Annotated in this window: 20 protein-coding genes; 14 read left to right on the top strand and 6 right to left on the bottom strand. The window is 64.5% G+C overall.

All coding sequences use genetic code 11. From position 1 onward, the window contains the following. From rpoC to QZV93_RS15880, 3 genes are all read left to right on the top strand, one after another. A partial coding sequence (gene rpoC / locus QZV93_RS15890; protein WP_295559605.1) for a DNA-directed RNA polymerase subunit beta' occupies positions 1-4,028 on the top strand: 4,028 nt, incomplete at its 5' end. Between the two features lie 222 nt (positions 4,029-4,250). After that, on the top strand, positions 4,251-5,642 hold the full coding sequence (locus QZV93_RS15885; protein ID WP_295559604.1) for a class II 3-deoxy-7-phosphoheptulonate synthase: 1,392 nt from the start codon (positions 4,251-4,253) through the stop codon (positions 5,640-5,642). A gap of 95 nt (positions 5,643-5,737) precedes the next feature. Further along, positions 5,738-6,082 carry a hypothetical protein gene (locus tag QZV93_RS15880; protein ID WP_295559603.1) on the top strand — a complete coding sequence of 115 codons (345 nt, stop codon included), beginning with the start codon at positions 5,738-5,740 and terminating at the stop codon, positions 6,080-6,082. 20 nt (positions 6,083-6,102) lie between these two features. Here the strand turns inward: QZV93_RS15880 and ppa are convergent, their stop codons facing one another. Then, positions 6,103-6,636, bottom strand: coding sequence for an inorganic diphosphatase (gene ppa, locus QZV93_RS15875; RefSeq protein ID WP_295559602.1), 534 nt, complete (start codon positions 6,634-6,636; stop codon positions 6,103-6,105). A gap of 125 nt (positions 6,637-6,761) precedes the next feature. Further along, complete coding sequence (locus QZV93_RS15870) at positions 6,762-7,709, bottom strand: AEC family transporter (RefSeq protein ID WP_295559601.1); 948 nt, start codon at positions 7,707-7,709, stop codon at positions 6,762-6,764. Positions 7,710-7,923: 214 nt separating this feature from the next. On the opposite strand from QZV93_RS15870, the gene QZV93_RS15865 reads away from it, so the two are divergent. Further along, entirely contained in the window at positions 7,924-9,174 is a 1,251-nt protein-coding gene (locus QZV93_RS15865) for a DUF4375 domain-containing protein (RefSeq protein ID WP_295559600.1), read from the top strand. Positions 9,175-9,241: 67 nt separating this feature from the next. After that, the gene (locus QZV93_RS15860) at positions 9,242-10,912 is read left to right on the top strand and encodes an NAD+ synthase (protein ID WP_295559599.1); all 1,671 of its coding nucleotides are present in this window, start codon (positions 9,242-9,244) and stop codon (positions 10,910-10,912) included. Positions 10,913-10,996: 84 nt separating this feature from the next. On the opposite strand, the gene QZV93_RS15855 is transcribed toward QZV93_RS15860, so the two are convergent. Next, on the bottom strand, positions 10,997-12,463 hold the full coding sequence (locus QZV93_RS15855) for a protein kinase (RefSeq protein WP_295559598.1): 1,467 nt from the start codon (positions 12,461-12,463) through the stop codon (positions 10,997-10,999). A 229-nt stretch (positions 12,464-12,692) separates the two neighbouring features. On the opposite strand from QZV93_RS15855, the gene QZV93_RS15850 reads away from it, so the two are divergent. The 3 genes from QZV93_RS15850 to QZV93_RS15840 are packed head-to-tail and all read left to right on the top strand — an operon-like array spanning position 12,693 to position 15,907. Beyond that, positions 12,693-14,243: an FHA domain-containing protein gene (locus QZV93_RS15850; protein ID WP_295559597.1), complete on the top strand. Its 1,551-nt coding sequence runs from the start codon at positions 12,693-12,695 to the stop codon at positions 14,241-14,243. Positions 14,244-14,285: 42 nt separating this feature from the next. Further along, a complete protein-coding gene (locus QZV93_RS15845) occupies positions 14,286-14,912 on the top strand; it encodes an FHA domain-containing protein (protein WP_295559596.1) in 627 nt (208 codons plus the stop codon). Further along, positions 14,909-15,907, top strand: a complete 999-nt coding sequence (locus QZV93_RS15840; protein WP_295559595.1) for a protein phosphatase 2C domain-containing protein — start codon at positions 14,909-14,911, stop codon at positions 15,905-15,907. The genes QZV93_RS15845 and QZV93_RS15840 overlap by 4 nt, the downstream gene beginning before the upstream one ends. 46 nt (positions 15,908-15,953) lie before the next feature. On the opposite strand, the gene QZV93_RS15835 is transcribed toward QZV93_RS15840, so the two are convergent. The 3 genes from QZV93_RS15835 to QZV93_RS15825 all read right to left on the bottom strand — a co-directional run bounded on the left by QZV93_RS15835 (position 15,954) and on the right by QZV93_RS15825 (position 18,693). Further along, entirely contained in the window at positions 15,954-16,484 is a 531-nt protein-coding gene (locus QZV93_RS15835) for a dihydrofolate reductase family protein (protein WP_295559594.1), read from the bottom strand. Positions 16,485-16,620: 136 nt separating this feature from the next. Beyond that, entirely contained in the window at positions 16,621-17,592 is a 972-nt protein-coding gene (gene meaB, locus QZV93_RS15830; protein WP_295559593.1) for a methylmalonyl Co-A mutase-associated GTPase MeaB, read from the bottom strand. Positions 17,593-17,676: 84 nt separating this feature from the next. Continuing rightward, complete coding sequence (locus QZV93_RS15825) at positions 17,677-18,693, bottom strand: zinc metalloprotease HtpX (protein ID WP_295559592.1); 1,017 nt, start codon at positions 18,691-18,693, stop codon at positions 17,677-17,679. Between the two features lie 504 nt (positions 18,694-19,197). Here QZV93_RS15825 and rpsL point away from each other — a divergent pair. The 6 genes from rpsL to rplC all read left to right on the top strand — a co-directional run. Then, on the top strand, positions 19,198-19,569 hold the full coding sequence (gene rpsL, locus QZV93_RS15820) for a 30S ribosomal protein S12 (protein WP_295559591.1): 372 nt from the start codon (positions 19,198-19,200) through the stop codon (positions 19,567-19,569). A gap of 125 nt (positions 19,570-19,694) precedes the next feature. Beyond that, on the top strand, positions 19,695-20,165 hold the full coding sequence (rpsG, locus tag QZV93_RS15815) for a 30S ribosomal protein S7 (protein WP_295559590.1): 471 nt from the start codon (positions 19,695-19,697) through the stop codon (positions 20,163-20,165). 84 nt (positions 20,166-20,249) lie between these two features. After that, positions 20,250-22,340: an elongation factor G gene (gene fusA, locus QZV93_RS15810; protein WP_295559589.1), complete on the top strand. Its 2,091-nt coding sequence runs from the start codon at positions 20,250-20,252 to the stop codon at positions 22,338-22,340. 88 nt (positions 22,341-22,428) lie between these two features. After that, on the top strand, positions 22,429-23,637 hold the full coding sequence (gene tuf, locus QZV93_RS15805) for an elongation factor Tu (RefSeq protein ID WP_295559588.1): 1,209 nt from the start codon (positions 22,429-22,431) through the stop codon (positions 23,635-23,637). Between the two features lie 77 nt (positions 23,638-23,714). Further along, complete coding sequence (gene rpsJ / locus QZV93_RS15800; RefSeq protein WP_020087370.1) at positions 23,715-24,023, top strand: 30S ribosomal protein S10; 309 nt, start codon at positions 23,715-23,717, stop codon at positions 24,021-24,023. Positions 24,024-24,086: 63 nt separating this feature from the next. Further along, positions 24,087-24,576 (top strand): 50S ribosomal protein L3 (rplC, locus tag QZV93_RS15795; protein WP_295559587.1); only part of this gene is annotated, 490 nt, incomplete at its 3' end.

Raw genomic sequence — 24,576 nt, 5'->3', positions numbered from 1 at the left:
TCAAGGACTACGAGTGCTTGTGCGGCAAGTACAAGCGCATGAAGTACAAGGGCCTCATTTGCGAGAAGTGCGGCGTCGAGGTGACACTCGCCAAGGTCCGCCGCGAGCGCATGGGCCACATCGAGCTTGCTGCGCCCGTCGCGCATATCTGGTTCCTGAAGTCGCTGCCCTCGCGCATCGGCTTGCTGCTCGACATGACGCTGAAGGACCTCGAGCGCGTTCTCTACTTCGAGAACTACATCGTCATCGAGCCGGGCATCTCGCCGTTCAAGGAGAGACAGCTCCTGACGGAGGAGCAGTACAATCAGGCCATCGAGGAGCACGGCCCCGACAGCTTCACCGCCGGCATCGGCGCCGAGGCGATCCGCGAGCTCATGGTCGGCATGGACTTGCCGAAGATCCGCGACGACCTGCGCCAGGAGATCGCCGAGGCGACGACGGACCTCAAGCCCAAGAAGCTCGGCAAGCGCCTGAAGGTCATCGAGAGCTTCATCGAGAGCGGCAACAAGCCCGAGTGGATGATCCTGACCGTCGTCCCGGTCATCCCGCCCGAGCTGCGCCCTCTCGTGCCGCTCGACGGCGGCCGCTTCGCGACCTCGGACCTGAACGACCTCTATCGCCGCGTCATCAACCGCAATAATCGCTTGAAGCGGCTGATGGAGCTGCGCGCGCCCGACATCATCATCCGCAACGAAAAGCGCATGTTGCAGGAGGCCGTCGACGCCCTGTTCGACAACGGCCGCCGCGGCCGCGTCATCACCGGCGCCAACAAGCGCCCGCTGAAGTCGCTCGCCGACATGCTGAAGGGCAAGCAGGGCCGCTTCCGTCAGAACCTGCTCGGCAAGCGCGTCGACTACTCGGGCCGCTCGGTCATCGTCGTCGGCCCCGAGCTCAAGCTCCATCAGTGCGGCTTGCCGAAGAAGATGGCGCTCGAGCTGTTCAAGCCGTTCATCTACGCGCGCTTGCAGACACTCGGCCAGGCGGCCACCGTCAAGCAAGCCAAGAAGCTCGTGGAGAAGGAGAAGCCGGAGGTTTGGGACGTCCTCGACGAGGTCATCCGCGAGCACCCCGTTCTCTTGAACCGCGCCCCGACGCTGCATCGCCTCGGCATCCAGGCGTTCGAGCCGCAACTGATCGAGGGTAAGGCGATCCAGCTTCACCCGCTGGTTTGCGCTGCCTTCAACGCCGACTTCGACGGCGACCAGATGGCCGTCCACGTGCCCCTCTCGCTGGAAGCCCAGCTCGAGGCGCGCGTGCTCATGATGTCGACCAACAACATTCTGCATCCGGCGAACGGTCAGCCGATCATCGTTCCCTCGCAGGACATCGTCTTGGGCCTCTACTACCTGTCGATCATCCGCGACAAGGAAGCTGGCGAAGGCATGGTCTTCGGCTCGGTGGGCGAGATTCGTCACGCGCTCGAGGCCGGCGCCGTGTCGCTGCATGCCAAGATCAAGGCACGCGTCCGCTCCCTCGACGCGGAAGGCGAGCCGGTCACCGATATCGTCGAGACCACGCCGGGCCGCATGATCCTGGGCGAGGTGCTGCCGAAGAAGCCGGGCGTGAAGTTCGCGCTCGTCAACCAGCTCCTCACCAAGAAGGCCATTTCCGGCATGATCGATGCCGTCTACCGCAACTGCGGTCAGAAGGAGACGGTGATCTTCTGCGACCGCATCATGGCGCTGGGCTTCCATCATGCGTTCAAGGCCGGCATCTCGTTCGGCAAGGACGACATGCTGATCCCCGACACCAAGACGAAGATCGTGCACGACACCACGGAAATGGTGCGCGAGTTCGAGCAGCAGTACAACGACGGCCTGATCACGCAGCTCGAGAAGTACAACAAGGTCGTCGACGCATGGTCGAAGTGCACCGATCAGATCGCCAAGGAGATGATGGAACGCATCTCAACCAGCCCCAAGGATGCCGAAGGGCGCGAGAAGCCGATCAACTCCATCTACATGATGAGCCATTCGGGTGCGCGCGGCTCGCCGGCCCAGATGAAGCAGCTCGCTGGCATGCGCGGTCTCATGACCAAGCCGTCGGGCGAGATCATCGAGACGCCGATCATCTCCAACTTCAAGGAGGGCCTCTCGGTTCTCGAGTACTTCAACTCGACCCACGGTGCCCGTAAGGGTCTCGCCGACACGGCGTTGAAAACCGCCAACTCGGGCTACCTGACGCGTCGTCTTGTCGACGTCGCGCAGGACAGCATCATCACCGAGGAGAATTGCGGCACCGATCGCGGCATCAAGGTGCAGGCTGTCGTTGACGCTGGTCAGGTGATCGTCTCGCTGGGCGCCCGTGTGCTCGGCCGCACGGCCGCCGAGGACGTCGTCGCGACCGGCCCGAAGGGCGAGGAGTCGATCATCATCAAGGCGGGCGATCTCATCGAGGAGCGTCACGCCGAGGCGATCGAGAAGGCGCAAATCCAAGAGGTTCGTATCCGCTCGGTGCTCACCTGCGAGACCATCACCGGCGTTTGCGGCAAGTGCTACGGCCGCGATCTCGCTCGCGGCACGCCCGTCAACATCGGCGAAGCGGTTGGCGTCATTGCCGCTCAGTCGATCGGCGAGCCGGGCACGCAGCTCACGATGCGCACGTTCCACATCGGCGGCACCGCCAACGTCGTCGATAGCTCGTTCATCGAGAGCAACTTCAACGGCAAGGTGAAGATCAAGAACCGGGCGTTGGTGAAGGACGGCCAGGGCCGTCTCATCGCCATGGCCCGCACCATGTCGGTGGTCATCGTCGATCAGTCGGGCAAGGAGCTTGCAACCCACAAGATCCAGTACGGCGCCCGCCTGCACGTCGACGAGGGCGACGAGGTCAAGCGCGGCACCAAGCTGGCGCAGTGGGACCCCTACACCCGTCCCATCATCACGGAGGCAACGGGCAAGGTCGAGTTCGAGGACCTGCTCGAGGGCGTGTCCGTGCGCGAGCAGACGGACGAGGTCAAGGGCACCACCAATCGCGTCATCGTCGATTGGCGTGCAACTCCGCGTGGCGCCGAGCTCAAGCCCGCGATCGTCGTCAAGGACAGCAAGGGCAAGCACATCAAGGTGGCTCGCGGCGGCGACGCCCGCTACCTGCTGACCGTCGACGCCATTCTCTCGGTCGAGCCCGGGCAGGATGTGAAGGCGGGCGACGTCATCGCGCGCGTTCCGCTGGCCTCCGCCAAGCAGAGCGACATCACGGGCGGTCTGCCGCGCGTGGCCGAGCTCTTCGAGGCACGCCGTCCCAAGGATCACGCCATCATCGCCGAGATCTCGGGTACGGTGGAGTTCGGCAAGGACTACAAGAACAAGCAGCGCATCACCATCAAGCCCGACGATGAGAGCGGGGAGCCGGTCGAGTATCTGATCCCGCGCGGCAAGAGCCTGGCTGTCCAGCCTGGCGACCACTTGGAGCGCGGCGATTACATCTACGACGGCAACCCGGCCCCGCACGACATCCTGGCCATCAAGGGCGTCGAGGAGCTCGCCAACTACCTGATCAACGAGATCCAGGACGTCTACCGTCTGCAGGGCGTGACCATCAACGACAAGCACATCGAGGTCATCGTCCGGCAGATGCTGCAGAAGGTCGAGATCACCGACGTTGGCGAGACCGACTTGATCAAGGGCGAGCAGATCGATCGCATCGAGTTCGATGAGATCAACGCCAAGATCGAGAAGGCGGGCAAGCGCCCGGCTTCGGCGACGCCGGTTCTACTCGGCATCACCAAGGCTTCGCTGCAGACCCGCTCGTTCATCTCGGCTGCGTCCTTCCAGGAGACCACCCGCGTGCTGACCGACGCCGCCGTCATCGGCAAGTCGGATACGCTCGAGGGCCTGAAGGAGAACGTCATCGTCGGCCGTCTGATCCCGGCCGGTACCGGTGGCATGCTGCGCGGCCTTCGCCGCATCGCAGCCAAGCGCGACGAGCTGATCAGCAAGGAGAAGGCGCGCAGCGAAGCCGAAAAGGCGCTGTCTCCTCCCGGCTTGGACGCAGGGCCGGCGCGCCGCCGCCGCCGCGTGGCCGAGTAGGCTGGGATCCAAGCTTGAGAGTTGAGAAGGCGGCCGGGCAACCGGCCGCCTTCTTTCGTTGCAGTGCCGCAATCGGGCTCCCCCTGGCGACCGGCGATCGGCACCCTATCTATCCGCAATCACTTGCCCTATAAGCCGCCCAGAAACTTGCGTAATCTCCGGAAATGGAGAGGTCGCGCGGGACCGTATCGGCTCGCGCGACAGGTGGAGAAGGTGAATACCATGGCCGCAACTTGGTCCCCCGACAGCTGGCGTTCGCTTCCGATCGTCCAGGTGCCCGAGTATCCCGACGCCGCCGCGCTGAAGGATGTCGAGGGCCGGCTTGCGACCTTTCCGCCGCTCGTCTTTGCCGGTGAGGCGCGCGAGCTGAAGAAGGCGCTCGGCGAGGTTGCCAAGGGCGAAGGCTTCATGCTTCAGGGCGGCGACTGCGCCGAGAGCTTCCTCGAGCATCGCGCCGACAATATCCGCGACTTCTTCCGCGTCTTCCTGCAGATGGCGGTCGTGCTGACCTATGCCGGCGGCAGCCCCGTGGTGAAGGTGGGCCGCATCGCCGGCCAGTTCGCCAAGCCCCGTTCCTCGCCGACCGAGAAGAAGGACGGCCAGGAGCTGCCGAGCTACCGCGGCGACATCATCAACGGCGCCGAGTTCACGCCCGAGTCGCGTATTCCCGATCCGCAGCGCCAGCTTGAGGCCTACAGGCAGTCCGCCGCGACCTTGAACCTGATCCGTGCATTCGCGACCGGCGGCTATGCCGATCTCGAGCGCGTGCACCAATGGAACATGGGCTTCGTCAAGGACAGCCCGCAGGGTCATCGCTACCAGGAGCTCGCCGATCGCATCGCCGAGACGCTGGGCTTCATGCGCGCCTGCGGTATCACGAGCGCCAACACGCCCCAGCTGCGCGCGACGAGCTTCTACACCAGCCACGAGGCGCTGCTCTTGAACTACGAGCAGGCGCTGACGCGCCTCGATTCGACGAGCGGCGACTGGTATGCCACGTCGGGCCACATGCTGTGGATCGGCGACCGCACGCGCCAACCCGATCACGCGCACATCGAGTTCTGCCGCGGCGTCAAGAACCCGATCGGCATCAAGTGCGGCCCTTCGCTCGAGGCGGACGGGCTCCTTCGCCTGATCGACCTGCTCAATCCCAAGGATGAGGCGGGTCGCGTGACGTTGATCTGCCGCTTCGGCCACGAGAAGGTCGCTCAGCATCTGCCGAAGCTGATCCGTGCCGTGAAGAAGGCCGGTCGCACGGTCGTCTGGGCATGCGATCCCATGCACGGCAACACCATCAGTGCGGCCAACGGTTACAAGACGCGTCCCTTCGATCGCATCCTGAAGGAGGTCGAGGCGTTCTTCGACGTGCATCGCTCCGAGGGCACGCATGCCGGCGGTATTCACGTCGAGATGACGGGCCAGAACGTGACCGAGTGCACGGGTGGCGCGACGGCGATTTCCGAGACCGACCTCATGGATCGCTACCACACCCAATGCGACCCGCGCCTCAACGCCGATCAGTCGCTGGAGCTGGCCTTCCTCGTCGCCGAGCGCATGAAGCTCGAGCGCGAGGCGCGCGGTTTGCCGAGCCTGCCGGCAGCCGCAGCCGGTTGAGCGAAGGAACCCTCATCCGGGCCAGGCGTTTTTCTCTGATCTGAGGCCAATGCGCCGTGCCAGCCACGGCGCCGCTGACGAGCGGAGGAAGCCAAATGGCAAGTTTGGGCAGAGGTGCCAGGGTGGCGAGCGCCGACGCGCTGGCCCGAGACCACGGCGCTGATTTGGACGACAACGAGTTCGTCGGTACGTGGTCCGTGGAGGACTCGAACGGCGAAACCTTCGAGATTCTGTTGTCTGCATCCGGCATCGCCGAAGCGAGCCGCGATGGCGAAGGCATGAGCGGAACCTGGGATACCGACGGCGTGTCGGCCGTCATCGCCTGGGATACCGGCTGGACGACGAAGATCACCCACGCCGGCAACGCCTACATAAAGACGGCATACGACGCGACGGCCGCTGCTCCGACCAACACGTCTGCGGCTGAAAAAGTCGCTTAGTTACGAGGCCTGGGTAGGGCTCAGCCCTTGGCTTCCGCGCGCGCGATGGCTTCAATGATCCGCTGTTTGGCTTCTGCGGCATCGCCCCAATGGCTGATCTTGGCCCATTTGCCGGGCTCGAGATCCTTGTAGTGCGAGAAGAAGTGCTCGATCTGCTTCAGCGAGATCGACGGCATGTCGGTGTAGTTCAGGATCTTCTCGTACCGCTGCGAGATCTTGGGCGCAGGCACGGCGAGGATCTTCTCGTCGCCGCCGCCCTCGTCCTCCATGACCAGGACGCCGACCGGGCGGCAGTTGATGACGGAGCCGGGGATGATCGTGCGCGTGTTACACACCAGCACGTCGATCGGATCGCCGTCCTCCGAGAGCGTATGCGGGACGAAGCCGTAATTTCCCGGGTAGCGCATGGGCGTATAGAGAAAGCGGTCGATCCAGAGCGTTCCCGAGGCCTTGTCGAGCTCGTATTTGATCGGCTCACCGCCAACCGACACCTCGATCAGCACGTTGACGTCGTCGGGAGGATTTTTGCCGATCGGGATCGCGTCGAGACGCATGGGAATGGCCTTCTTTTCAGGTTTTGACTGCTGTGCCCGATGGCGGCGCCCCTTACAAGGGGATGCGGTGTCGCCCGCCCCTGTCAATTAGTCGAAGCCGGGCGGTCGGGCTACCGCCGCGGCGGTTAAGGTTGAGCCCCCACGCCGAGGGCAAGCATCAAGAGCGGCAGCGTGATGAGCGCCCCCAGTGTCGAAGCGAGAATGACCGCCGACGTAATCACTGCGGGCAGCTTGTAGAACTCCGCCAGCATGAACGGCCCCGTGCCCGTCGGCATGGCCGCCAGCAGCACCGCCATCGCGGAAAGCTTCGGCGGCACAGCAAGCGCCGTCGCGAGCCCCCAGGTGAGGGCCGGGTGCACGAAGAGCTTGACGGCCGCCAGCCCGACCGAGGCCCCCACCTCCGCCCGCGCGACCGGACGCGGCTCGCCGAGAAAGAGACCGATTACCACCAGCGCCAGCGGACTCGCCGCGCCTCCGAGCAGTTTGAAGAACGTTTCGGCCGCTGTCGGAAAGCCGAGCCCCGTCGCCCCATAGAGAGCGCCGAGCGCCGGCGCGATCAGGAGCGGGTTGCGCACGAGCGAGCTGGCCACCTTGGCCGCGAGGCGCAGGGGATGACGCTCGTTATGGCTTGCGATTTCGATCAGCGCGATGGCCGAGGCGAAAAGCACGCATACGGTGATGATGGAGACGATCGTCACCGGCACCAGGCTGTCGGCGCCGAAGAGCATCCACAAGACGGGAAAGCCCATATAGGCCGTGTTTGCATAGGACCCGAGCAGCGCGTCGATACTTGCCGACGCGAGCCGACGTCCTGCGAGCAGGCTCACCGTCAACGTGCCGTAAAACACGGCACCGGAAGCGAGACCGAACGCGAGGATGAAACCCGGCTGCGCGAGGTCGCTGGGCCGCGCATGCGCCATGATGTCGAACAGCAGCGCCGGCAGGGCCAGATAGACGACGAAGCGGTTGAGCTCCGAGACGGCAGCAAGCCCGATGACGCCAATGCGTCGCGCAAGATAGCCGCTCGCGATGAGCGCAAACACGGGCGCAACGATGGAGAGAACGGACAGCATGCGAAAGGGAGACTCGCGCGGAGGGAGGTGTCTCTACTCTGATAGAGATCGCGGGTGCCGCGGTCTACCGTCGGGTTGGTGATGGGCATTGCAATATTCGCAGGACCGCTCAGATTGCCATGCATGGGGGCGCGGTCAGTTCCGCACGGAACCCCGGTCAACACCAGCAGCCGCTAGCGATGGCCCGAGTACAATGCTGCACCGGAGGGGTGAGATGCATCGACGTCGGGTCGGGAGACTGAACAATGCCATTCCGGCGCACCTCGCCGCGGCAATTGCGCTCCTTTTTGCCCTGCCGGCCGCCGCCATCCAGGACGACAGCGGCGCGCCTCCGCCCAAGAAAAAGGAGCGCCTCGAGGACCGGCTCGTCCCCATTCCCACCTGGCAGCCCGACGTCAAGAACAACGGCTGCCGTCTTCACGACGCGCCGACCCCATTTTCGAGCGAGCAACGCACCAGCATGACAGAGATCCCGTTTTGGGAGCTGATCCAGAACGAGATTGGCCGATATTCCGTGCGCGACATTCTTGATCCGCCCGAAAAATTCCTGGCCTCGCTCGACAGCCTCGATCCCGACATGCGGACGCTCGCGCTTCTGCACGCTCTGAGGAACGGCCTCGGTGCCGATGGACTGCACACCTATTTTTATCTGAAAGCCGGACGCAACGCGCCGGCCGTGCGCGATGCGCTGAAGGCGGCCGGTCTCGCACGGGAACACGCCCTCTTCGTCGAAGCCATGGCACTGTTCGGCGCCGTCTATCCGGTCGACGACGAGCAACGCGAGAAATTCTTCGGCTACGCCACCGAGACGCAGGAGCTCAACGCGTTTGATCACAGGCTTCTCGCGCTGAGCAAGGGGTTCGGAACGCGCGAGACATGGACCGGGATCATCGTCGACTACGTCAACCGCACCCCCGCGCTTTGGAAGCGCATCGAGTCCGCGCGCATGAAACTCAGCGACATGGATCGCTTCGAGTACCTGACGACCTCTCTGGTGGGGCGGATCGATTTCTGGAAGCCCTATGCCGAGGTGCAGGAGAGGCTGGCCGCCTTGAGCAAGCCGCAACGCACGCTCTTGATCCTCGCCGCCTTCAACTATGAGTTCGAGAACGGCGGCGTGCACCAGTTCTTCTACAATGGAGAGGGAGCGATCGCGCCCGAGGTCGCGGACGCCTTGGCCGAGATCGGGCTCGACCGCCAGGCCGAGCTGATGAGGCGCGGCATCGCCATGTTCGCGGCCCCTTTTCCGCGCGACACCCAGCAGCGCCGCGAGACGCATTTCCACACCCACGACGGCTGGAACGACTGGGACAACGAGCTTTCAGGGCTGACCGACGCCTTTTACGCGCTCGACGGCGGACCGCAGGTCCTTCACATCGGCGGCGACATGCAGATCCAGGGCGGTCCCGGATTGCGCTACGCCATGCTGGCATTCGCCAAGCACCACAACATGCTGCCGTGCTGATCGGCCTTGGCCTCGGAGTGAGGAAGCCCCTGGACCCGAAGCGGCAGGCCCCCTAAATCTCACCCCCATGAGTACACCTGCCCCGGCTGCCACATCCCTGAAGATTGCGCTCGCCCAGCTGAACCCCATCGTGGGGGACCTTGCGGGTAACGAGCAGAAGCTTCTCGACGCCCGCGAGACAGCGGCGGCGCGAGGAGCCGATCTGATCGTGTTTCCGGAGCTGTTCCTCACCGGCTATCCGCCCGAGGATCTGGTGCTGAAGCCCGCCTTCCACACCGCAACGCGCGCGCGCCTCGAGGCCCTGGCCGCCCGCATGGGCGAAGGCCCGGCCGTGCTCGTGGGCACCGTGTGGCCTGAGAACGGCGCCATCTACAACGCGGTGGCTCTGCTGGATGGCGGTACCGTTTCCGCCGTGCGCTTCAAGGTCGATCTCCCGAACTACGGCGTCTTCGACGAGAAGCGCGTGTTTACCGCCGGCGAGCTGCCGAGCCCCATTGCCTTCCGCGGCGTACGCCTCGGTGTCCCCATCTGCGAGGACATCTGGAAGGATGAGGTGACGGAGTGCCTCGCCGAATGCGGGGCGGAGATCCTGATCGTTCCCAACGGCTCGCCCTTCGACTGGAAGAAGCCGGACGTACGCATGAACGTCGCGGTTGCGCGTGTCACCGAGACCGGACTGCCGCTCGCCTACGTCAATCAGGTCGGCGGCCAGGACGAGTTGGTTTTCGACGGCGCCTCCTTCGTGCTCGACGCCGACCGCTCGCTCGCGGTCCAATTGCCAGCCTGGGAGGAGCACGTCGCGCTCACCGAATGGACGAAGGTCGACGGCGGCTGGCAGTGCAAGCAAAGTTCGGTGCATCGGCTGACGGAAGGCGACGCAGCGGCGTATCACGCGTGTGTGCTCGGCCTGCGCGACTATGTCGACAAGAACCGCTTTCCCGGCGTCGTGCTGGGTCTCTCCGGCGGCATCGACAGCGCGCTCGTCGCCGCCATGGCCGTGGATGCGCTGGGTGCGGAGCGAGTCCACGCCATCATGATGCCCTATCGCTATACGTCCAACCAGAGCGTCGCTGACGCCGCAAGCTGCGCCGAGGCGCTGGGCATCCGCTTCGAAACCGTGCCGATCGAGCCCGCCGTGAAAGGTTTCTCCGAAGCGCTGGCTCCTCTCTTCGCCGGCAAACAGCCGGACATCGCCGAGGAGAACATTCAGAGCCGCGCCCGCGGCGTCATCGTCATGGCCATCTCGAACAAGTTCGGCGCCATGGTGCTGACCACCGGCAACAAGAGCGAGATGAGCGTCGGCTACGCGACCCTCTACGGCGACATGAACGGCGGCTTCAACCCCGTCAAGGATCTCTACAAGCAGGAGGTCTATCGCTTGGCGCGCTGGCGCAACGCGCATGTGCCGAAAGGCGCTTTAGGCCCGGCGGGGATCGTCATTCCCGAGAGCATCATCACGAGACCGCCGACGGCGGAGCTGCGCGAGAACCAGACCGATCAGGACAGCCTGCCGCCCTACGATGTCCTGGACGACATTCTCGCCTGCCTGGTCGAGAAGGAGATGCCGGTCGGCGACGTCATCGCGCGCGGCCACGATCCCGACGTCGTGCGAAAGGTGGAGCGGCTTCTCTATCTCGCCGAGTACAAGCGCCGCCAGGCGGCCCCAGGGGTCAAGATCTCGTCGCGCAACTTCGGCCGCGACCGCCGCTATCCCATCACCAACCGCTTCCGCGAGTAGGAAAGAAGGGTACGCAACCACTTTCGCCTCTCTCCTTGGGGAGAGGCCGCGATGCGTTAGCGCGCGGGGAAGGGGGTACGTAGATCACTTCCCCTTCGTGCCGTCGGCGCAGAAGGTCAGCGCCACCTGGCACGTTCCGTAGGCGCGCTCGCAGTCCCAGCGGGCGTCCTTCTGCGCGAACTCCATGGATTTGCCCGTCGCCGCGCGCCAGCGTGCGGGATCGGCCGGCATCTCCGCCAGCGCCCAGCACTCGTCTTTCGAGATGCTGGCGATCAGCGTGCATCCCTCGGCGCCGAGCTTGTCGGTGCACGTCTTCATGGCCGCTCTCTCTGCCGCTTCCTTGCTCGGCTCCTCGACGCGCGCAAAGATGTTGCCGCCCTTGTCGACCACCGCCCCCCAGCAGTCGGCACGCGAGAGCAGGCCGCCGCACTCGGCGAAAGGATTTCTGCCGCCGCCGGCGATCAGCAACGTGCCGCCAAGCAGCATCAGCACGCTCGCGGCAATGACCGCATAGATCGCTTTCGATTTTTTTGCCGCCCCGCCGATCTTCGACAGGCTTGTTTTGATGAGCCGCGTGTAGACGTTCGGCGCCGGGCGCGTGGCTGTGCGCGGCTTCGCGATCAGGACGGTATTCGCCGCCGACGACGGCTCGACCGACACCACATCGCTGCCGCCGAGCAGCGACGGCCGCCATTGCGCGACCGACCGCGGCCGTTCGCCGGGGAGAAGGCGGAGCGCCTCGTCGATGGCGGCCAGAAAGCTCTCGCGATAGTGGCCCGCCGCGGCCTCCACGGCCGGCTTCAAATCGTCCGAAAGCTGACGCGATGTAGCTTCGTCGGGCCGCTGTCCCGTGACCGCGCGATAGAGCGTCGCGGCGAACGCATAGATATCGGTCCAGGCGCCGTAGCGGTCCGCGTTTGAGGTGTATTGCTCGGGCGCCGAGTAGCCGCTCTTGAATACGAGCGCCGAGACAAGCTGCGAACGTTGCTTGATCTCGAAGCGCGAAGCCCCGAAGTCCAGCAGGATCGGCGATCCGTCCGCCGCGCGGATCATGATGTTCTCGGGCGAGATGTCGAGATGCCACGTGCGGTTCTCGTGCACGAGTTCGAGTGCCGAGAGAAGCGGCCCCGCAACCAGATCGAGTTCGTCCTGCGTCGGCCGACTGTCGAGCCCGCGCAGCCATTTCTCGAACGTCATGCCCTTGACGAGGTCGAGCACCATGTAGGCCGTGTCGTTGAGCTCGAACACGCGCCGGACGCCGATGATGTTGGGATGATTGAACTGCGCCAGCAGCCGCGCTTCGTCGAAGAATTTCTTGAGCGCCCAGCGATAGTCCTCCTCCGCATTGACGCGCGAAAGGAACTTGAGACTCTGGCCCTCGCGGCGGACGAGATCCTCGGGAAAGAACTCCTTGAGCGCGAAGTCTTTGTTCAGCATCTCGTCTCTGATGAGATAGGTGATGCCGAATCCGCCGCGCCCCAGAACCCCGGTGATGATGTACTGATCGATCCGCGTGCCCGGTGGCAGCACGGTCTCGTCTCGAGCATCCATGGAGCGCCAATCTCCTCCGACCTCGCTTGGGGGCACGCTGAGAATGCCCCATTCGCCTTGCGCCGGAAAGGGTTACTCTCGCGGTCCCGCGGGGGTGGCGGCGAAACGTCCACTAACGCTAACGGGCAACACTCTGTGGGGTCTCGGCCCCGCGATGTTGAACGCCAAACACCCTCGGCGTAGGATGTTTTTTACTTACAGACATGGGACCATACGTGGAGACGCGAGGATGCGGCGCCCGGCGAGGCAGCGCGAAGCGATTGTTGCAATCGGCTTGCTTTTCTCCGTACTGGGATCGTTTGCCGCCGGCGCCGCGCAGACCAAGATCATTTCCAAATGCGGCGAGCCCGCCAAGGCCGTAGGCGCCGCCCCGCCGAGCCTGACCTGCGATGTGCGCGCCAATGGGTTTGCCGTCTTCAAGGACGTAAAGGCGGCAATTAAGGGTGAAAAAGACGGGTTGGAGGCCAAATTCGAGCCGTACGATCCGACCGCCCAGGGCACCACCACCGCCTACCTGATGCAGCTCATGCCGAATGCGCGGCGCACCACGCTGTCTCAGATCGGCGACGCCGTCGTCACATTGACCGATCCGCGCCAGGGCAAACGCCGCTTCGCCGCCTACACTTTCGCCAACGACCTCAATCTCGTCTCCGATTCCGGGGCGTCGAAGGCCGAGTTCGTGCGCCAGATCATCGCCGTCAAGCCGGCAAGCGCGACGGTACAACTCTACAAGGTGGTCCTGCAGGCGATCGAGGCCCTGACCAAGGAAAGCGGCGACCGCAAGGCCCTCGTCATCCTGGGAGACGGCACCTCGGACGATACGGGCTATGGGCACGATCAGGTGGTTAAAGCCGCCAAGGATGCCGGCGTCACGATCCATGTCCTCGGCTACTATGACGACCGCACCGACCGGCCCAACTTCCAGAAGCTCTCCCGCCTTGCCGAGGACACGGGCGGCTATGCAACCGAGGTCAAGCAGGGCTCGGGCAAGGATTTCACCAAGGACGTTATCTCCAGCCGTTTCGTCGGCGAGGTTCTGGAGAATGGTGGAACGCTGAAGGCGGACCTCAAAGGACCATCCGGCGCCCGGACGGTCGTCATCTCCGCCAATCTCACGGACGGGCAGAGCCTCGAGACCGAAGAGAAGGTCGAGATCCCGGCGCCGCCGCAGCCGGCCTTGGAGACCACCTTCCAGCGCACGGAGCCGGAGACGCCGCCGGAGCCCGCCGGTGTGCTGGATTGGATCTCGGACAATTCCATTCTCCTGTTCGGCATCATTGGTGCACTGATCGGCGCCGGGGTCGCCTTCCGCAAATACGGCCAGGGCCTGCTGCCTTCTGGGCAGCCGCCTGTGGCCGGCCAGGCGGAGGACGTGACAGAGGACGTGACGGAGCCGGTCACGGAGGCCGTCACCGGCGAAGCCGCCGACCCGGGTGAGGGCGAGCTCCTGCGCGATGCCGAGGGACGCCCAGTCGTCTATGGTTGGCTGGAGATGATGGACGGCAATGCATCCCGCCATCCGTTGCGTACGACAAATGTGCGCGTCGGTCGGCACCGGGACAACGACATCTGCCTGCAGAACGACTCCATTTCGCGCCGCCATGCGGTGCTGCACTACAACGCTGATACGCGCCGGTTCGTGATCACGGACCTGGGTGGCGGCAACGGCGTCGTCGTCAACAGGACCAAGTACAAGTCGCGCGAGCTGAACGACGGCGACATGGTGGAGCTTGGCGAGGTGCGCCTGCGCTTCCGCGCCGAAACGGAGTTTTTGGCCTAAACCGTCGACCGGAGTGCCGGGGGAGATCGAGGAGACCTGACGATGAGCAAAGATCCGCGTCACCCGGACGACGACGATGAGGTCGCGGGTAACAAGAAGACCCGCTTGGTCATGCGTCCCGACGTGGCTGAGGGAGGGGCGTCGGATCCTCCTGCGGTGCCCCGCGGCGGATCCGTCATCGGCACCACGCGCCTCGTTGGCACGTTCCCTGGCGCAACGCCGGCATCGGGGGCCCCCACCGGCCAGGCAACCGTGAAGATGCGGCCCCAACAAGCCAAGACCCAGGTCGTACGAGAGGGAGCAGTGGACATAGAGCCCGTTGCCGGTTGGATCGTCGTCGTCAAGGGGCCAGGCCGCGGCGGCTTCCGCCCTGTGTTCGTCGGCATGAACTCCGTCGGGCGCGCCCCGAGCCAGCGCATCAGCCTCGATTTTGGCGACGAGAGCATCTCGCGTGAGGAGCACGCTTTCATCACCTACGACGACGAAACCCGCACCTTCTACCTGCAGCACGGCGGCAAATCGAACCTCGTCCGTCTGGGTGACAAGCCGGTGCTGCAGCCGACCGAGCTGAAGTCGGGCGACCAGTTTCGCATCGGCAACACCACGTTCCGCTTCTTTCCCTGCTGCGGCCCCGACTTCAATTGGAGCGACGAGGTCAAAGACGCATGACATGGCGCGTGGCAGGCGCAGCCCGAGCCACGACCGGCAAGCGTGCCAATCAAGAAGATGCCTTCGAGATCTGGCCGTCCGGAGCTCAAGCCGCCACCCGAAGCGGCGAGAGCCTGCTCGCGGTGGTCGCCGACGGGATGGGAGGGCACGCCGGCGGCGAGATCGCGGGCGAGCTGGCTTGCCGGACCTTCGTTTCCACATTCACGGGCTCGGGTGGTGACGTTGGCGAGCGGCTTCAGGTGTCGCTTGACGCGGGCAACGCCGCCATCACCGCCCACGTGGCCGCCAATCCCGGTCTCAAGGGCATGGGGTGCACGCTGATCGGCGCGTGGGTCGACGGCCGCGGCCTGTCCTGGGTCAGCGTCGGAGATTCGCTGCTCTTGCTGTTTCGCGCGCCCGAAGTGTTGCGCCTCAACGCCGACCACTCGCTCGGCGCTTTTCTCGACGATCAGGTTCAGCGCAAAAAGATCTCGGCCGTCGAGGCGGAGAAGAATCCCTATCGCAACGCTCTGCGCTCGGCCTTGACCGGTAAGCCGATCGAGATTGTCGACCTCGAGGCCGATCCCTATCCGCTCGCGGATGGCGATTGGCTCATCCTGGCCAGCGACGGCATCGCCACCCTCGAAGGCGACGAGATCGGCGACATCGTCTACGCGAACCGCGACGCAGCGCCGGAAAAGGTGGCGGAAAGCCTGATCGACGCCGTGCTGGCAAAGGATACGCCAGATCAGGACAACACCACCGTTCTGGTGCTCAAGATCGCCGAGGACGTTGCGGTCGCGGCCGCCGAGGATGCACCGACCCGCCTCCTGCGCCCCGACATTGCGCCCGTCGCCGCGTTGCGTCCGGATGACGACGGCGTCGAAACCACGCAACGCATCATCCAGCCGCCCGCCTATCAGGCGATCATCCGCCGCCACCGCGGCGCCCTTCTCGGCGCCGGTATGGTCCTCATGTTCCTGGTCGGCTGGATGCTCCGCGCCCTCTTGGGCTAGGTCGTGGCCTCGTTAGCCCAATCGGAGTCGGCGTCCGGGTGAGGTACTAAGCCGGAATGTAAGTCAGCCTGATCGCGTCCTCGCCGATCAAGTCGTTGGCCACAAGGCGGAGCGGCGGCCGGCGTCCGGCGAAGAATGGCTTGCCGTGACCAAGCACGACGGGGTGAAAGTAGAGTCGATACTCGTCGACAAGACCGAGCTCGATTAAGCTTCCCGCCAGCTCTGGTCCGCTGACGTGAATCTCGCCTGCGAGCTCATTCTTCAGCCCGCGTATCACCGCCTCGATGTCATCCGCGACAAGTGTGGCGTTCGGGCCGACGGACTTCAACGAGCGCGATACGACCCACTTCGGTTGACGGCGCCACGCCTCCGCGAAGTCGCGCAGGTCCGGGGTCCACTCAGGATGGTCTTCGTCCCAATAGCGCATGATCTCGTACATGCGGCGGCCATAGACACTGCCGGCCGCGCCGCGCACTTGCTCTATCCAGTGACGAAAGAGTACGGGGCCGGGCGAAAATTCCTGATGGTCGACATAGCCGTCCAGGGACAGATTCATTCCGAAGACGATCTTTGCCATGCTGCAAAATCTCTATCCCAGGTTGTTCGGAATAGCTGAACCACCGTTGCGCATAAGTGCGATGGGCAAACTCCCGGTCGTCCGGCGCGTCATGAACTGAGGTCCAGCCTCGTCACCATCCTTATGAGCACACACCCTAGCTTCCGAGCAGCTTGCGCGCCGCGATGTCGGGACTGACACGCCCGGACAGAACCTCGTCGGCGAGGCCGTCGATCTCGCGGCCGCTGTCCTCCTTCACGCGCCTGGCGACGATGTCCGCCGCTGCCCGTGCGATGAGGTAGCGCGCGCGCCGGCGCCGGCGGGACATCGCGTCTCCACCCTTGCCCCCCACCTCGCGCACCGCCGACACGAGCTCCGGCACGCCGTCGCCGGTTGTCGCCGTGGTCTTGAGAACGGGAATGTGCGACCGCATCGATCGGATCGACAGCGCGCCGAGCAGTTGCTGCAGCGTCAGCTCGGCGCCTTCGCGGTCGCCTTTGTTGACGACCAGGATATCGGCGATCTCGAGCAATCCCGACTTCATGGCCTGGATGTCGTCGCCGAGCCCCGGCGCCGAGATCACGACGCGCACGTCCGCCACTTCGGCGACGTCCATCTCGCTCTGCCCCGTGCCGACCGTCTCCAGAAGAACGAGGTCGAATCCTGCCGCGTCGAGCGCGTCGATCACGCGCACGGCGGCTGGCGAAAGCCCACCCAGGTAGCCGCGGCTCGCGAGCGAGCGCACGAAAACGCCGTCGTCGTCGAGGGCTGCCGTCATGCGGATGCGGTCGCCGAGGATGGCGCCGCCCGAGATCGGGCTGGACGGATCGACAGCAATCACGCCCACGGTTCCACCCTGCGAGCGCACATGCGCGATGACTGCGTTGACGAGTGTGGATTTCCCGGCGCCCGGCGGTCCCGTGAATCCGACCACGAGCGCGTGACCGAGATAGGGCTGCAGCGCTTCGAGCAGCGGCGGAGCGCTCGTCGAGAGCTTCTCGAGCTCCGTCACCGCAGCCGCGATGGCGCGGCGCTCGCCCGCGCGCAGACGCTGAACGAGATCCGGAATGGCTTCGAGCTTCAGCGTCGAGCGAGGCGGCGGCGGGCCGAGGTTGGTCGTATCATTCATATCGGCGCTGATACGCGCGCCCGGGCGCAGAGGCAACCCCTCGCGCCGTCACATCCCCTGCGTTTGCTTCCCTTTTTTGGTGTCTCAGAACCATAGCCCCGGCCAGCGGTAGCGCGGGCGCATGTCGCCCGGCCCGTAGCCGACGAGCGACATCATCGGCTGCTCGACGATGACCAGCGGCGCGTGGCGCAGGTGCTCCTCAGGCGCGGCAGCGATGCTCTTGAGCCGCTCGACGCGATCCTCCGTCTCGGGATGCGTTCGGAGCAAGGACGGCAGCGGCACACGCCGGGCCGGCACGGGGAACATGAGATCCTCCCAGAAATGCCCGGTATAGGTTTCGAGCCCGCGCAACGCCGAGGCGAGCGAGGCCGCATCCCCCGTGAGCGCGACGGCCGTCCGGTCGGCCTCGAACTCCCGCGCCCGCGAAAGACCGAGCTGGAGCAGGCTCGAAAGGGCCGGCGCCAGATACAGCAGCAGCACCGCCCACCATGAGATCGTGTCCTCCCCGGTCGTGAGCGCGAACACGTTGAACAGCGCCAGGCCGAGCGCCGCATAGCTCATGAGCTGCAGGACGCGCGTAATGACGTCCGCGAGCCCCATCACGAGGAGGTCGTTGTTGCGGATATGGGCCATCTCGTGCGCCAGCACCCCGGCCGTTTCGGCGAGCGACAGTCGCCTGAGCAACCCTTCGGTAACGGCGATGGCCGAATGATCCCGGGACCCCGCGGCAAAGGCGTTGAGGGTCGCGCTCGGAATGACATAGAGGTCCGGCCGCCGCGGCAAATCGGCCCGGTAGCACAGCACGTCGACGAGGCTCGAAAGCTGGCTGTCGTCCCGCGGAATGCGCGTCGCTTGATAGAGGCGCATCACCGCCTCGGGCGGCATGCGCACGGCCAGCGGCCACACGACGGCCAGCAAAATTACGGCCGCGATCAGCCCTCCCAACCCCCACAGCAACATCGTCGGGATCGCGACCAGCACGAAGAAGGCCAGAAAAAGCAGCCCCGCGTGCCAAAGGTTGGGGCCTGAGGTCTGGGCCAAGGTCTTGCCGCCCGAGAGAGGCTTGGTGTCGAGCGCCGACGCGCCGAGGAAAGGAGGCATTTCGCCCTCCACGCCGAGAAAATCGCCAATTATAAGTGACGGGAGCCCCGCACAACCCCTGGTCAACCCTGCGTTCGAGGTCTGGCCCCGAAAAAAGACTTTCCTATGATAAACGCTGCGATCTGAAGGGTACGGACGGCACGAAATGCTCCAAACGGCCCGCGCAAGGAAATGTCACGTCACTTCTTGCAAAAACAAGTGCCGCGAGGTGTTGACCGGGAATCCGCAAGTGTATATAGGAACGCCACTCTCACGGTAGGTGGTAGGCCATCTCCGCGCTCGTTTGCGCTTTAGCCTAAACGCTGCCGTCCCAAAGCAGAGGACATTTTCGGACCAAGATCGCTGGCAAGCCGAAAGGCAAGCCGGAGGATCCTCTGGTTTTTTCCGTGCCAGGCTTCCGGGGCTCCGGGGCTCGGCGGGTTTCGTTTGGCGCATGCGCTCATCGGATGCGCGGTGCCGGGACGGGCCAGCGGGTTTGGAGCCGAACGAGAAGCGGGGCGCTTGATGCCGACGATACAGCAGCTGATCCGGAAACCCCGGAGCCCGAAGGTTTACCGCGAGAAGTCGCGCCACATGGAGGCTTGCCCTCAGAAACGTGGCGTGTGCACCCGCGTCTACACGACGACCCCGAAGAAGCCCAACTCGGCCCTTCGTAAGGTCGCCAAGATCCGCCTGACCAACGGTTTCGAGGTCATCGGTTACATCCCGGGCGAGGGTCATAACCTCCAGGAGCACTCCGTGGTCCTGATCCGCGGCGGCCGCGTCAAGGATCTCCCCGGCGTCCGTTACCACATTCTGCGCGGCGTGCTCGACACCCAGGGCGTCGCCAACCGCAAGCAGCGTCGTTCGAAATACGGAGCGAAGAGGCCGAAGTAAGGGCCTCCGAGCAGAGGTATCCCGGACGAGCCGCTTGGGAAGCGGACGGATCCGGGATCTCGAAGTTTCCAGGTGGCTCGCCCGGGAGTGAGCCGAAAGCGAATTGAAGCGAAGGACCAGGACACATGTCCCGTCGTCACAGTGCAGAGAAGCGCGAAGTCAATCCGGATCCGAAGTTCGCGGATCTGGTTCTGACCAAGTTCATGAACGCGGTTATGTCCCACGGCAAGAAGTCGGTCGCCGAGCGGATCGTTTATGGTGCGCTCGAGCGTATGGAACAGAAGGCGAAATCGGATCCGATCGCCATGTTCCATCAGGCGCTCGATAACGTCATGCCGGCCGTCGAGGTTCGTTCGCGGCGCGTTGGCGGCGCGACCTATCAGGTTCCGGTCGAGGTTCGCTCCGAGCGCCGTCAGGCGCTCGCGATCCGTTGGATCATCACTGCGGCCCGCAGCCGGAACGAGAACACGATGGTCGAGCGCCTGTCGGGCGAGCTGCTCGATGCAGCTTCGAACCGCGGCACGGCGGTCAAGAAGCGTGAAGACACTCACAAGATGGCGGACGCCAACCGGGCGTTCTCTCACTATCGCTGGTAAATCGAAGGATATAGCGCGGTTGCGCCGAAGCGGAGCTTGGCTCCGCCGAGAACGGGGCAACTGGAGCGCGAAGGATAGAGACACATGGCCCGGCAATACGCCATTGAGGACTACCGCAACTTCGGCATCATGGCCCACATTGATGCTGGCAAGACGACGACGACTGAGCGGATCCTCTATTACACCGGCAAGTCCTACAAGATCGGCGAGGTGCATGATGGCGCCGCGACGATGGACTTCATGGAGCAGGAAGCTGAGCGCGGCATCACGATCACGTCGGCCGCGACCACCTGTTTCTGGACCGGCCGCGACGGCAAGAAGCGCCGCCTGAACATCATCGACACGCCTGGCCACGTCGACTTCACCATCGAGGTGGAGCGCTCGCTGCGCGTGCTCGACGGCGCCGTGTGCGTTCTCGACAGCAACCAGGGCGTCGAGCCGCAGACCGAGACCGTCTGGCGTCAGGGCGACAAGTACAACGTTCCGCGCATCATCTTCTCCAACAAGATGGATAAGACCGGCGCCGACTTCTTCATGTGTCTCGCCGACATCAAGGACAAGCTGGGCGCGCGCGCCATTCCCCTGCAGATCCCCATCGGCGCCGAGGCCAACTTCAAGGGCGTCATCGACCTCATCAAGATGAAGTCCATCACCTGGGACGGTGACGGCAAGGACGCCAAGATGGTCGAGGGCGAGATCCCGGCCGATCTCGCCGACAAGGCCGCGGAATTCCGCGCCAGCATGATCGAGGCCGCCGTCGAGATGGACGACGCCGCCATGGAGGCTTACCTCGAGGGCAAGGAGCCCGACGAGGATACGCTCCGCAAGCTGATCCGCAAGGCCACCGTCACGCGCGCCTTCTACCCGATGATGTGCGGCTCGGCGTTCAAGAACAAGGGCGTGCAGCCTCTCCTCGACGCCGTCGTCGATTTCCTTCCGAGCCCGCTCGATCGCGAAGCCTACAAGGGCATCGATCCGAAGACCGGCGATGAGAGCCCGCGCCGTCCGTCCGACAGCGAGCCGCTGGCTATGATCGCCTTCAAGATCATGAGCTTCGAGCACGTCGGCTCGATCACCTTCTGCCGCATCTACTCGGGCAAGCTCGAGCAGGGCATGGCGCTCGCCAACACCTCGCGCGACAAGAAGGAGCGTGCCGGCCGCATGTATCTCATGCACGCCGCCGACCGCGAGGAGATCAAGGAAGCCTACGCCGGCGACATCGTCGCGCTGCAGGGTCTCAAGGATACCCGCACCGGCGAGACGCTGTGCGATCCGGCGAAGCCCGTCATCCTCGAGAAGATGGAGTTCCCCGAGCCCGTCATCAATCTCAAGATCGAGCCCAAGACCAAGGCCGACCAGGAGAAGATGGCGATCGCGCTCAACACCATGGCCGTCGAGGATCCGTCCTTCCGCGTCTCCGTCGATCAGGAGAGCGGCGAGACCATCTTGAAGGGCATGGGCGAGCTTCACCTCGACATCAAGGTCGACATCCTGAAGCGCACCTATAACGTCGAAGCCAACGTCGGCCAGCCGCAGGTTGCCTACCGCGAGACGCTCGCCCGTCCGGCCGACATCGACTACACGCACAAGAAGCAGACCGGCGGCACGGGTCAGTTCGCCCGCGTCAAGCTGAAGCTCGAGCCGAACGAGACCGGCAAGGGCAACGTTTTCGAGTCCTCCATCGTCGGCGGCTCGGTGCCCCGCGAGTACATCCCGGGCGTCGAGAAGGGCGTCAAGTCGGTATGGGATTCGGGCGTGCTGATCGGCTTCCCGCTCGTCGACATGAAGGTGACGCTGTACGATGGCGCCTTCCACGAGGTGGACTCGTCCGCGATCGCCTTCGAAATCGCCACCCGCGCAGCCATGAAAGAGGGTTGCGAAAAGGGCGGCGTGAAGATCCTCGAGCCGATCATGGACGTCGAGGTGGTGACGCCGGGCGATTTCGTCGGCTCCATCATCGGCGACATCAACTCCCGCCGCGGCCAGATCCGGACGCAGGAGATGCGCGGCAACGCGACGGTCATTCGTGCCTACGTGCCGCTCGCGAACATGTTCGGCTACGTGAGCCAGCTCCGGTCGATGTCGACGGGGCGCGCGTCCTACACGATGCAGTTCGCGCACTATTCGGACGTGCCGCGCAACGTGGCAGATGAAGTTAAGGCGAAATACGCCTGAGTACAGGGCCCCGCTGCGGGCCCTGGCTGAGGTGAAAGATATCCGGGCAAAGCCTGGGCAGGATGAGAAGAGTTAAGGAGAGCCTACGATGGCCAAAGCGAAATTCGAGCGCAACAAGCCGCACTGCAACGTCGGCACCATCGGTCACGTCGACCACGGCAAGACCACGCTGACCGCAGCCCTGACCAAGGTCTCGTTCGACCGCGGTTGGACGACGACGGCCATCAGCTACGACAACGTGGCCAAGGCCTCCGAGAGCCAGGGTCGCCGCGACCCCACCAAGATTCTGACGATCGCCACCTCGCACGTCGAGTACGCGACGCCGAACCGCCACTACGCGCACGTCGACTGCCCCGGCCACGCCGACTACGTGAAGAACATGATCACCGGCGCCGCTCAGATGGACGGCGCGATCCTCGTCGTGTCGGCTGTTGACGGCCCGATGCCGCAGACCCGCGAGCACATCCTGCTCGCCCGTCAGGTCGGCGTTCCCTACATCGTCGTGTTCCTCAACAAGTGCGACATCGTTGATGATCCGGAGCTGCTCGACCTCGTCGAGATGGAGGTCCGCGAGCTTCTTTCGAAGTACCAGTTCCCGGGCGACGACACGCCGGTCATCCGCGGCGCCGCCGTGAAGGCACTGAACGGCGAGAAGGGCCCGCTGGCTGACGAAGCCATCATCAAGCTCTACGAGGCTCTCGACACCTACATCCCGCTCCCGGAGCGTCCGAAGGATCAGCCCTTCCTGATGCCGATCGAAGACGTGTTCTCGATCTCGGGCCGCGGCACCGTCGTCACCGGTCGTATCGAGCGCGGCGTCGTCAAGGTCGGCGAGGAAATCGAGATCGTCGGTCTCCGCGACACGCAGAAGTCGGTCGTCACCGGCGTCGAGATGTTCCGCAAGCTCCTCGACGCGGGCGAGGCCGGCGACAACGTCGGTTGCCTCCTGCGCGGCATCGACAAGGAAGCCGTTGAGCGCGGCCAGGTTCTCGCCAAGCCGGGCTCGGTGAAGCCGCACAAGAAGTTCAAGGCTGAGGCCTACGTCCTCACCAAGGAAGAGGGCGGCCGCCACACGCCGTTCTTCACCAACTACCGCCCCCAGTTCTACTTCCGCACGACCGACGTCACCGGCGTCGTGACGCTGCCGGAAGGCACGGAAATGGTCATGCCGGGTGACAACATCGCGGTGGATGTTGAGCTCGTCTCGCCGATCGCCATGGAAGAGAAGGTCCGCTTCGCCATTCGCGAAGGTGGCCGCACCGTTGGCGCCGGCGTCGTCACCAAGATCGTAGAGTAGCAAAGAAGAGAGGCGCTCGAGAGGGCGGCGGTGACGCCGGGCTAGAGCGCTTCTCTCATTTAGCGGGTTCGAAGACAATGAACGGCCAAAACATCCGCATCCGGCTCAAGGCGTTCGACCATCGCATTCTCGATGCGTCGACGCGTGAGATCGTGAACACTGCGAAACGCACCGGCGCGGAGGTTCGGGGACCCATTCCCTTGCCGACCCGCATCGAGCGCTTCACGGTCAACCGCTCTCCGCACATCGACAAGAAGAGCCGCGAGCAGTTCGAGATGCGCACGCACAAGCGCATGTTGGACATCGTGGATCCCACGCCGCAGACGGTCGATGCGCTGATGAAGCTCGACCTGGCTGCAGGCGTGGACGTGGAAATCAAGCTCTAGAGGATGCCGCGCTGAGCGGGATCTCCCGTTTTGGCCGCGAATAAAAAGGAAGGAATGCGAGAAATGCGTTCCGGAGTGATTGCACAGAAAGTCGGCATGACCCGCATCTTCACGGATGCGGGCGAGCATGTGCCTGTGACGGTTCTGAAGCTCGAGAAGCTTCAGGTCCTCTCGCAGCGCACCGCCGATAAGCACGGCTACACCGCCATTCAGGTCGGAGCCGGCACCCGCAAGCCCGCGAATTTGACCAAGTCGGACCGCGGCACCTTCGCCGTCGCCAACGTCGAGCCCAAGCGCAAGCTTGCCGAGTTTCGCGTTAGCCCCGAGAACCTGATCGAGGTCGGCGCCGAGATCACGGCGGATCACTTCGTTCCCGGCCAGTTCGTGGACGTGACCGGCACCAGCCAGGGCAAGGGCTTCCAGGGCGCCATGAAGCGCTGGAACTTCGGCGGTCTGCGCGCCACTCACGGCGTCTCCGTCGTGCATCGCTCGCACGGCTCGACCGGCCAGCGCCAGGACCCCGGCAAGGTGTTCAAGGGCAAGAAGATGGCCG

The sequence above is a fragment of the uncultured Hyphomicrobium sp. genome, assembly GCF_902826555.1.
GTDB lineage: Bacteria > Pseudomonadota > Alphaproteobacteria > Rhizobiales > Hyphomicrobiaceae > Hyphomicrobium_C.
The sequence above is the reverse complement of the archived record's forward strand: the minus strand, read 5'-3'. Positions and strand labels throughout refer to the sequence as shown.